This window comes from Paraburkholderia sediminicola, from assembly GCF_046027825.1.
GTDB lineage: Bacteria > Pseudomonadota > Gammaproteobacteria > Burkholderiales > Burkholderiaceae > Paraburkholderia > Paraburkholderia sediminicola_D.
In genome coordinates, this window is the sequence record NZ_JAQQDU010000167.1 from 1 (window position 1) to 8,471 (window position 8,471).

The 8,471-nt window shown below is 61.0% G+C and carries 10 protein-coding genes; 4 read left to right on the top strand and 6 right to left on the bottom strand.

Going from position 1 to position 8,471, the window contains the following annotated elements:
• Window positions 1–162: 162 nt before the first annotated feature.
• Complete coding sequence (locus PQQ96_RS40675; RefSeq protein ID WP_408302853.1) at window positions 163–366, bottom strand: hypothetical protein; 204 nt, start codon at window positions 364–366, stop codon at window positions 163–165.
• Window positions 367–1,053: 687 nt separating this feature from the next.
• On the opposite strand from PQQ96_RS40675, the gene PQQ96_RS40680 reads away from it, so the two are divergent.
• Window positions 1,054–1,608, top strand: a complete 555-nt coding sequence (locus PQQ96_RS40680; RefSeq protein WP_408302855.1) for a phosphoglycerate mutase family protein — start codon at window positions 1,054–1,056, stop codon at window positions 1,606–1,608.
• Window positions 1,609–1,680: 72 nt separating this feature from the next.
• Here PQQ96_RS40680 and lon read toward each other — a convergent pair whose 3' ends face one another.
• The gene (gene lon, locus PQQ96_RS40685; RefSeq protein ID WP_408302857.1) at window positions 1,681–4,029 is read right to left on the bottom strand and encodes an endopeptidase La; all 2,349 of its coding nucleotides are present in this window, start codon (window positions 4,027–4,029) and stop codon (window positions 1,681–1,683) included.
• Between the two features lie 132 nt (window positions 4,030–4,161).
• Window positions 4,162–4,566, bottom strand: coding sequence for an Hsp20/alpha crystallin family protein (locus PQQ96_RS40690; RefSeq protein WP_172310474.1), 405 nt, complete (start codon window positions 4,564–4,566; stop codon window positions 4,162–4,164).
• 355 nt (window positions 4,567–4,921) lie between these two features.
• Between PQQ96_RS40690 and PQQ96_RS40695 the strand changes: the two genes are divergently transcribed.
• Complete coding sequence (locus PQQ96_RS40695) at window positions 4,922–5,113, top strand: hypothetical protein (RefSeq protein ID WP_408302859.1); 192 nt, start codon at window positions 4,922–4,924, stop codon at window positions 5,111–5,113.
• An 83-nt stretch (window positions 5,114–5,196) separates the two neighbouring features.
• On the opposite strand, the gene PQQ96_RS40700 is transcribed toward PQQ96_RS40695, so the two are convergent.
• Window positions 5,197–5,700, bottom strand: coding sequence for a DUF1269 domain-containing protein (locus PQQ96_RS40700; protein WP_408302861.1), 504 nt, complete (start codon window positions 5,698–5,700; stop codon window positions 5,197–5,199).
• A gap of 32 nt (window positions 5,701–5,732) precedes the next feature.
• On the bottom strand, window positions 5,733–6,644 hold the full coding sequence (gene era / locus PQQ96_RS40705) for a GTPase Era (protein ID WP_408302862.1): 912 nt from the start codon (window positions 6,642–6,644) through the stop codon (window positions 5,733–5,735).
• Window positions 6,645–6,879: 235 nt separating this feature from the next.
• Between era and PQQ96_RS40710 the strand changes: the two genes are divergently transcribed.
• Both PQQ96_RS40710 and PQQ96_RS40715 read left to right on the top strand, forming a co-directional pair.
• Complete coding sequence (locus PQQ96_RS40710) at window positions 6,880–7,395, top strand: YhbY family RNA-binding protein (protein ID WP_408302864.1); 516 nt, start codon at window positions 6,880–6,882, stop codon at window positions 7,393–7,395.
• Window positions 7,396–7,519: 124 nt separating this feature from the next.
• A complete protein-coding gene (locus PQQ96_RS40715) occupies window positions 7,520–7,975 on the top strand; it encodes a DUF1269 domain-containing protein (RefSeq protein WP_408302866.1) in 456 nt (151 codons plus the stop codon).
• A 169-nt stretch (window positions 7,976–8,144) separates the two neighbouring features.
• Here PQQ96_RS40715 and PQQ96_RS40720 read toward each other — a convergent pair whose 3' ends face one another.
• Window positions 8,145–8,408: a DUF1488 family protein gene (locus PQQ96_RS40720; protein WP_408302868.1), complete on the bottom strand. Its 264-nt coding sequence runs from the start codon at window positions 8,406–8,408 to the stop codon at window positions 8,145–8,147.
• Window positions 8,409–8,471: the final 63 nt, after the last annotated feature.

An 8,471-nucleotide genomic window follows, 5' to 3' on the forward strand; every position in this document is an offset into this window, starting at 1 on the left:
GAATTTCTCCAGGTCGAGGTCAACCACCCATCGGCGGCCTTCCTTCAGATAGCTTTGCGCTCGTTGTACCGCTTGCCAGGCGTTGCGGCCCGGGCGGAACCCGTAGCTGTGCCCGGAGAATTCAGGTTCGAATTCCGGTTGCAGAACTTGCAGCAGCGCCTGCTAAATCAGGCGATCCAGTACCGTCGGTATCCCCAGTGTCCGCACCCCACCATTTGGCTTCGGTATTTCCACCTTGCGGATCGCCGCCGGGACATAGTCGCCGGCCAGCAGTGCTGCCTTGACGCTCGGCCAGCGCTGTTGCAGCCATGCCTTGAACTCAGCGACCGTGAGTCCGTCGACTCCTGGTGCCCCCTTGTTCTGCATGACCCGCTCATACGCTTGCCATAAGTTGGCTCGTTCAACCACGGCCTCCATCTGCCGCGGCCCTTCCGCTTTCGTTTGCTCATCCGCCGCCGTGCCGGGCTCGGCACCCGGCGCGGTCCTCAGCGAATTCCGTTCGCCTCCTCCCCCGTTGGGCGCAGTTGCCTGCCTTGTTGCGTCGTCGCTCAGCATCGAGGTCGGATGTCCTAATCGCGTTGTTCAATGTTCAGGCCTTCAGTCGAGGTTCTCATTGGCTCACCGCCTTGCCCCCAACCTAATATGCCCTCTGCTGACTTCTGCAGGCGCATCCATGCCGTGACGGGTGGGGGCGTCCATCCCATTGGGTATGACGCACCCACCTTCACGCTTATGCCTGTCGGATATACGTCGTAGCGTTCCGTGCAAGTACTGGGCTTCAGTGATATGGGACACCTCACCCCGCTACGCCGCCTCATATCCGCTTCCTGTTCGTCAGGCCAGCGCTTTGCCTTCGGCTTCCTTCAGATTCGCGGTCGCCCGCGACACCCTTGCCGTTCGGCTAACACTTCCCCTTGCCGGGCGTGTAGAGGACTTTCACCTCTGAGTGAGTGCGCCCTGCCGGGCGCACCCACAAGAAACGGCCAATCTTTCGATTGGCCGTTTTCGTTTCGGCATAGGATCTCAGTTGTTCAACCCCACCACGGAGGCAACATGGCACCTGATCGAATCATGTTTATCCGGCACGCGGAGAAGCCAGACGCCAGCGAGGGTACCGGCATCGAAGCGGACGGTAAGGCCGACGCCGAGAGCCTCGCGGTTCGCGGCTGGCAGCGTGCCGGCGCGTTGGCGCGGTTCTTCTGTCCGGTTGAGGAGAAGCATTCCGCGCGACTCACACCGGCCACCGTGTTCGCGGCGGGGAATGGTCCAGCCAGCAAGAGCAAGCGGTCGATGCAAACCGTTGCGCCGCTCGTGGCGCTGCTGCGAGCCACCTCGCAGGTGAACTACATCACGACGTACCTGAAGGACGACGGCGCCGCACTCATGACGGACGTGCTGACCCAATCCGGCATCGTGCTGATTGCGTGGGAACACAAGGTACTGCCGCCGCTCATCGGACACGTGCCCGGCGCGCCCGCGGTTCCAGCGACTTGGCCGGAGGACCGGTTCGACATCGTCTGGATACTCGATCGCGCGGCGGGTAGATGGTCATTCTCGCAACACCCACAATTGCTGCTCGCTGGCGATTCCGCCGAGCCGATCACGTAAGCAGCCCCTCCGGCAGCGGCGAACCCGGCCGACGGATGCGAGCGATGCATGCCGCGTTCCGGCAGGGCCGCTTCAGTCCGCGGCGCTGCGAGGCTTCGGCGTTTTGGTCTCGATTATCTCGCGCAGTGCGTCATCCACGGTCTCCAGCAGCACAAAGCGCAACTGGTCGCGCGCATCGGCGGGGAGGTCCTCGAGATCCGGCGCGTTGCGCGCAGGCAGCAGCACCGTCCTGATCCCGGCGCGCAATGCGGCCAGCACCTTTTCCTTGATGCCGCCCACCGGCAGAACAACGCCCCGCAAACTGATCTCGCCCGTCACGGCGCAATCGCTGCGCACGGCTTGCCCCATCAGCAGCGATGCGATCGCAACGAACATGGCCACCCCGGCACTGGGCCCATCCTTTGGGACCGCGCCGGCCGGCACGTGGACATGAATGTCGCGCTTTTCGAAGCTCGAACAGTCGATATTCAGCGCCTCGCAGCGCGATTTGACCAAGGTCAGCGCGGCCTGGACGCTTTCCTTCATCACGTTTCCCAACTGGCCGGTCAGCACCAGCCTGCCTCCGCCCGGCGTGCTGCTGGCCTCGATGAAGAGCAGTTCGCCGCCCACAGGTGTCCATGCCAGTCCGGTCACCACGCCCGGCAAACTGGTGCGCATCGCCACTTCGCTCTCGAAACGGTGATGCCCCAATATCGACGGCAAGCGATCGGGCTCGATTCGCTCATGCGTCGCCGGATCCTCCGCCACACGCAACGCGACATACCGGAACACCGCGCCGATCTGCCGCTCCAGGCTGCGCACACCGGCTTCCCGCGTGTAGTCGCGGATGATGGAGCGCAGTGCCTCGTCGCTCAGCTCGCATTGTGCGGAGGTCAAGCCGCACGCCTCCAACTGGCGCGGCACCAGGAAGCGCCGCGCGATCTCAAACTTCTCGGCCTCGGTGTACCCCGGCAGATTCAGGACCTCCATACGGTCCATCAAAGGCCCGGGAATGCCATCTGGCTGGTTGGCAGTGGCCAGGAACACAACGGCGGACAGGTCGAACGGTACCCCCAGGTAGTTGTCCCGGAAGGAGGCGTTCTGCTCGGGATCGAGAACTTCGAGCATCGCCGCGGCCGGGTCACCGTGCACGCCGTGTCCGAGCTTGTCGAGTTCATCGAGCAACATGACACAATTGCGCGCCCCCGCTTTGCGAATGGCCTGGACGATGTTGCCCGGCATCGCGCCGATATAGGTACGCCGATGGCCGCGGATTTCGGCTTCGTCATGAACGCCACCCAGGCTGACGCGCACAAACGGCCGCTCCAGCGCCCGGGCAATGCTCTGACCCAGCGATGTCTTGCCCACCCCCGGCGGACCGAGAAAGCAAAGAATAGGCGCCTTGCCGTCCGGATTGAGCTTTCTGACACCGAGATACTCGAGGATGCGGCGCTTGACTTTTTCCAGGCCAAAGTGCGCCTCATCAAGGATCTCCCGCGCCCGGGCGATGTCGATGGGCGCTTCCGCCGGCAGTGCCCAAGGCAGTTCGGTCAGCCATTCGAGGTAGCTCACGCTGATGGCGTATTCGGAGGACGCCTCCGGCATCCGCTCCAGTCGGGCGAGTTCCTTGCGAGCATGCGCCTCGACTTCCGGCGGCATATGGGCGGCTTCAATCGCTTCAGCCAGCTTGCGGGCTTCTTCGCGGCTTTCGACGTTCTCGCCAAGCTCTTGCTGGATGGTCCTGAGCTGCTCGCGTAGCATCATCTCGCGTTGACGCTGGTCGATCCGGCCGCGCGTCTGCTCGCCGATTTCCTGCGACAGGCGAAGCACTTCGATTCGTCCGGCGACGGCGTCGAGCACCTTGTCGAGCCGCTTGCAGAGATCGAGCGTTTCCAGAATCTCCTGCTTGCGCGCCGGCGGGATGTCGAGCAGGCCGGCCACGGTATCGGCCAGCAGCCCAGGCGGCTCGATCGCGTCCAATGCCCGGATCAGGTCACCCCCTGCATTGGGCAGTAGCCCGATCATTTCCCCCGCGCGTTGCTTCAGAACCAGAACGCGCGCATCAATGGCGGAGTCGCCGTGCGTGGGATCGGGGAGCAGCTCCACCTGGGCGGCGCGGAACCCGAGACCGGCCACCGGCGCGATCAGGCGAAAACGCTCCACGCCCTGGCATATCAGGTGATGCGCGCCGTCCTCCGGACTGGTGACATAGCGCAGCACGTTGGCCACAGTGCCAATGGTATTGAGGCCGTCGAAGGATGGATCCTGCACCTGCGGATCGCGTTGCAGCACGATGCCCAAGGGTTGCTGGCGCATAACGGCCGCCTGCACATCCTCCTTGGTCTGCCCATGCCCCGCCGTCAGCGGTAACACCATGCCCGGAAACAGCACGGCATTCCTGACCGGAAGCAGAATCAGGCTGTCTTTGGGGAGTGCCGGCATAGGGGCGGGCCCCCGGCTCGCCGGGGTGGCCTCAGGGGCTTCAGGGACTTCTGGGACTTCTGGGACTTCTGGGGCCTCGCTATCGCTGTCCGTGCTCATCTTCGCTCCTCGATTCGCCGGCGCTCGCCGGGCTCAATCCAGCCTTTCGAAGTCCAGCACCAGGCAACCGTCTTGAGAGTCGCGCTGTGCCAGCCGGTAGCGCCCGGCCGGAAGCCGGATGTGCCGCTCGAAGCGTCCATAGGGAATTTCCAGGCAATGGACCGCGCCGCCGGCGAAGGCGCGAGGCAAAGCCCGCTCGGCTGTTACGACCAGCATCGCGCCTTCGAGGTCCAGGCTGACGCGCTCGGGAGGCACGCCAGGCAGCGCCACCACAATCGCCAGCCGGCCCTCATGCTCGAACACCTCGATGGGCGGCTCCCATACCGGCGCCCGCGCGTGCTGACCCGCTAAGCGGAAGAACTGGCGATGCAAGCGTTCGGCGCGCTCGAGCGCATCGACGGCGGCGTCCCACATCGTGGCATGACGGGTGGTGCTCATGGCGGCTCCCTGCTTGTTCTGTCAGCCCAGCACGGGCTGTCCATTCATCAAAGGCCACCGGTGCGGGTCTGTCAAGCCAGCGAAGGCAATAGACCTGTGACGCACGCTCGCATCGTCCCGCGGCCGGTTGCCAGTTGCGAAACAGGAGCCGACGCTGTTACTGAACCTTTCCACCGCATCGTCGATATCTGGCAACATGGCTTCCACGTGACAGGTACTATTGACCACTCGCTCGCCACCTTTACTGCACGTCTGTTCCGTGCGCCTCGTACGGAATGTTGCGGGACTCAATATTCCAGAACGACAAGGATGAATCGCAAAGTACGGGGAATCTTCTATCCGCAGGAGAATGAGCATGGCTAACATTGACCTGGCCGAGGTGGCAGAACTTCAACGCAAGTCTGCCAACGCCTATGCATTAGCTAGGAATGCATATGAATTGGTGGAATCGGAGGCCGATCTTCATTCGGCTGCGATCGAGCAACACACCGCTGCCCTTGCGTATCGAAGTGCCGTAGCAGCCCGCGAAGTCTTAATTGGCATCTGATACATCGCCTGGCACGTCATCAGTATCTGATGACGTCGCCTCGAAAGTTGCAGTGAGGTGTCCCGCTTCTTGCCGAGCCAGCGTTATTCACTTGCCCTCTCTTTGGCCTTGGAGAGTGCCTCGACCAGCTTCAACTCATCGTCAAGCGAGAGATTGGTATAGAGCACCGTCCCGCCCAGCTTTGCCAGGTCGGCTTCTACTTTATCCAGCGTCACATCCTTAAGCAGCGCAAATACGGCGGCGGCACCAGGCTGAATTTTTTGCGCCAGCGATTTCACAAAAGTGTCACTGACACCGTATTCACTCAATTTGCCTGCCAATGCCCCGGATGCCGATCCCACTGCGGCACCCAGCAACGGATTGAGAAACAGCCAACCGATCAGGCTGCCCCAGAAGGCCCCTCTCAATGCACCTGCCGCAGTCGGATTGACTGTCTGATGGAGTTTTATTTTGTCGTCGGCAGTGCGCTCGACGATGACTGCATCACGCAGTTGCAAAAGGTATTCGCTTTGAAGTGTCTGCAGCTCCTTCAACGCGTCCTCTGCAACCGTCAAGTTCTGATAGGTAATCGCAATCAGCGTAGACATAACGTGTCCTCCAAATGTAAGCGTTGGCTGCATCATTCATACCCATAGGCGCGAAGCCCCGCTTCGTTGTCGGCCCAGCCGCTCTTAACCTTGACGAAGGTCTCGAGATACACGGGGCCGTCGAATAACTTTTCCATGTCTATCCGCGCGTCGGTATTGATCTGCTTGAGCTTGGCCCCGTTCTTGCCGATCACAATCGCCTTTTGCGAGTCGCGCTCGACGAGGATCGTCGCGAAGATGCGCTTGAGGCGCCCTTCCTCCTCGAACTTCTCGATCACGACCGTACTGGTGTACGGCAGCTCGTCGCCAGTCCAGCGGAACACCTTCTCACGCAGGATCTCGGCGGCGAGGAACCGCGAACTGCGATCGGTCAGGTCATCTTCGCCATAGACCGGCTCGCCTTCCGGCAGGTAGGGCTTGATCGTGTCCAGCAGGCGCGCGATATCTTCCGGATTCCTGGCCGACAGCGGCATCATCTCGACGAATTCGCGCAACTGGCTCATTTGTTGCATGAACGGGAACAGCGTCGCCTTGTCGCTGACTTGATCGAGTTTGTTCGCGATCAGTAGTGTCGGCATGCCGGGCGGGATCAGGTCGAGCACCTTCTGATCATCCGGCCCAAAGCGGCCAGCCTCGATCACGAACAGGATCACATCGACCGACGTCAGCGTCGACGTGACCGCGCGGTTCAGCGAACGGTTCAGTGCGGCGGCGTGACGGGTCTGGAAACCGGGCGTATCGACGAAGATGAATTGCGCGTCTTTGGTCGTATTAATGCCAGTGATGCGGTGGCTGGTTGTCTGTGCCTTGCGCGACGTGATGCTGATCTTCTGGCCGACGAGCGCGTTCATCAGCGTCGACTTGCCGACGTTCGGGCGGCCGACGATGGCGATCGTTCCGCAACGGAAACCAGGAGGAGAAGAAGTGACAGCCGGATCGTTCATAGCGCGCATCCCGATGATGACAACGAGCCCCGACAGCTACACGAGAAGTTGATATTGGGTCAGTTGATTATAGTCAGGCTGGTCGCGTTCGATAGAGGTCGACATGTCGATGTGCTTATCAATATGACCGATAGTTAATATCGTCTTCTACACTGTTGATGTAAGCGGCTTGTCACGCAGAGAATGTCAGGCAGCCAGCTTTCCGTCATGCGGCCACATTCGTTTCAAAGACCCGATGCCCGCCCTTTCCCTGTCTCCCGCCGAGCGCTCCGCACTGCGCGCCCAGGCCCAAACTCTCAAGCCCGTCGTGCTAATCGGCGCCGATGGGCTGACCGATGCCGTGCTCGCCGAGATCGACGTACACCTCGCCGCACACAATCTGATCAAGATCCGCTTGTCGGGCGACGAACACGACGCGCCTGACGCAATCTGCGACCAGATTTGCGACCATCTCGGTGCCGCGCCGGTCCAGCATATCGGTAAGCTGTTCGTGATCTGGAAGCCCGCAGCGGCCGAGCCACATTCCGTGCGCAGCATGCCAGGCGTTGCCGGAGACGTTGGCATAGCGAAGAAAGGTGCGCCGCGCATCGTCAAGGTCGTCAAGCGGTCGCCCCATGCACCGGCGATACGACGCTCAAAGCTGCGAAAGCTCGTGGTCCGCGGCAACGAGCGCGTGACCGCGGGCGGTAATGTCAAACGTGCGAAGAAACGCCAGACGAGCGCGAAGCGCCAGAATCAGGGCCATCAATAATCCCTTCGCGCCTTGCGCGTTGCATGGGCCCTGCCGTTGCGTCAGTATTCATGAGTGATGCCAGCGAGCTTCATCTGACAGGCTGCCTGTGACGCATGAATTTCTTCATGGGAGGGACTTTACGATGGCCCAACAACTGATCGTGGCGGTTTTTAGCAACGTGGCTGATGCGGAAAAAGCTGGCATGGATTTCCGCAATCTCGAGGGAACGGATGCGAGCTTTAAGGTCGAAAGCGGTGTGATGGTTCAAAAGGATCTGGCGGGAAAAGTGACCTTGCTCGGCACAAAGACACAGCCATTTTGGGGTGTTGTAATCGGTGCCATAACGGGCAGCCTGATTGGTATGCTCGGTGGGCCATCTGGCGCGATACTCGGCTTCACGATAGGGGCAAGCACAGGACTGGTTGGCGTAGCACTCGCCGACATACTCGATCATGAATTCATCGATTCCGTGAGCGGTGACTTTGCGCCGGGAAGTGTTGCCATCATCCTCGAGGCGAGCGAAGCGACGCCCGATGCGATCGACAAGCTCGTTGCAGCGCATCGTGGAACGGTCTACCGCAAGCCGCTTGGTGCATAAAAACAGGGAGTAGGTCTCGATCGCTGACGTCGGAGCTTTTTACGGTTCACGACGGGACCGTCTCGACCCGTGCGAGGGCTATGGCTGCTGCGCCAACCCGTGGATTCGCGTGATCGAGTATCGGAGGGCTGACTGATGTCAGCCCCTCAGGTGAAATGTGCGTTCCAAATTAAGGAAGGAAGAGTTCGATCGTCAGCGGTACCGGATCGCCCTTCAAACCGCTTCGAATTGCAAGTGCGGCCTTCTCGTAGATCACCTCGCGGTGCCGCTCGAACTCTTTCAACAAGTCGGCTTTATGGCCCTCCGGCTTCGACAATTCTTTAAGCACTTCCCGGCTCACAGTGCAGAAATGATGGACACTGTCGACTCTGATGCCGAACTTAACGGCCTCGCCGTCATTCGCGACACTAATGCCTTCGATATTGTCTGCCATCGTCGCCTCCGTTGTCAGCCGTTCAGGAATCCTAGCATGAAGTGTCTAACCCGCGGTGGCTCT

Excerpts from the sequence above, each read along its gene's own strand:
- PQQ96_RS40675 (WP_408302853.1), bottom strand. The coding sequence starts at position 366 with ATGCAGAACAAGGGGGCACCAGGAGTCGACGGACTCACGGTCGCTGAG.
- PQQ96_RS40680 (WP_408302855.1), top strand. The coding sequence starts at position 1,054 with ATGGCACCTGATCGAATCATGTTTATCCGGCACGCGGAGAAGCCAGAC.
- lon (WP_408302857.1), bottom strand. The coding sequence starts at position 4,029 with ATGCCGGCACTCCCCAAAGACAGCCTGATTCTGCTTCCGGTCAGGAAT.
- PQQ96_RS40690 (WP_172310474.1), bottom strand. The coding sequence starts at position 4,566 with ATGAGCACCACCCGTCATGCCACGATGTGGGACGCCGCCGTCGATGCG.
- PQQ96_RS40695 (WP_408302859.1), top strand. The coding sequence starts at position 4,922 with ATGGCTAACATTGACCTGGCCGAGGTGGCAGAACTTCAACGCAAGTCT.
- PQQ96_RS40700 (WP_408302861.1), bottom strand. The coding sequence starts at position 5,700 with ATGTCTACGCTGATTGCGATTACCTATCAGAACTTGACGGTTGCAGAG.
- era (WP_408302862.1), bottom strand. The coding sequence starts at position 6,644 with ATGAACGATCCGGCTGTCACTTCTTCTCCTCCTGGTTTCCGTTGCGGA.
- PQQ96_RS40710 (WP_408302864.1), top strand. The coding sequence starts at position 6,880 with ATGCCCGCCCTTTCCCTGTCTCCCGCCGAGCGCTCCGCACTGCGCGCC.
- PQQ96_RS40715 (WP_408302866.1), top strand. The coding sequence starts at position 7,520 with ATGGCCCAACAACTGATCGTGGCGGTTTTTAGCAACGTGGCTGATGCG.
- PQQ96_RS40720 (WP_408302868.1), bottom strand. The coding sequence starts at position 8,408 with ATGGCAGACAATATCGAAGGCATTAGTGTCGCGAATGACGGCGAGGCC.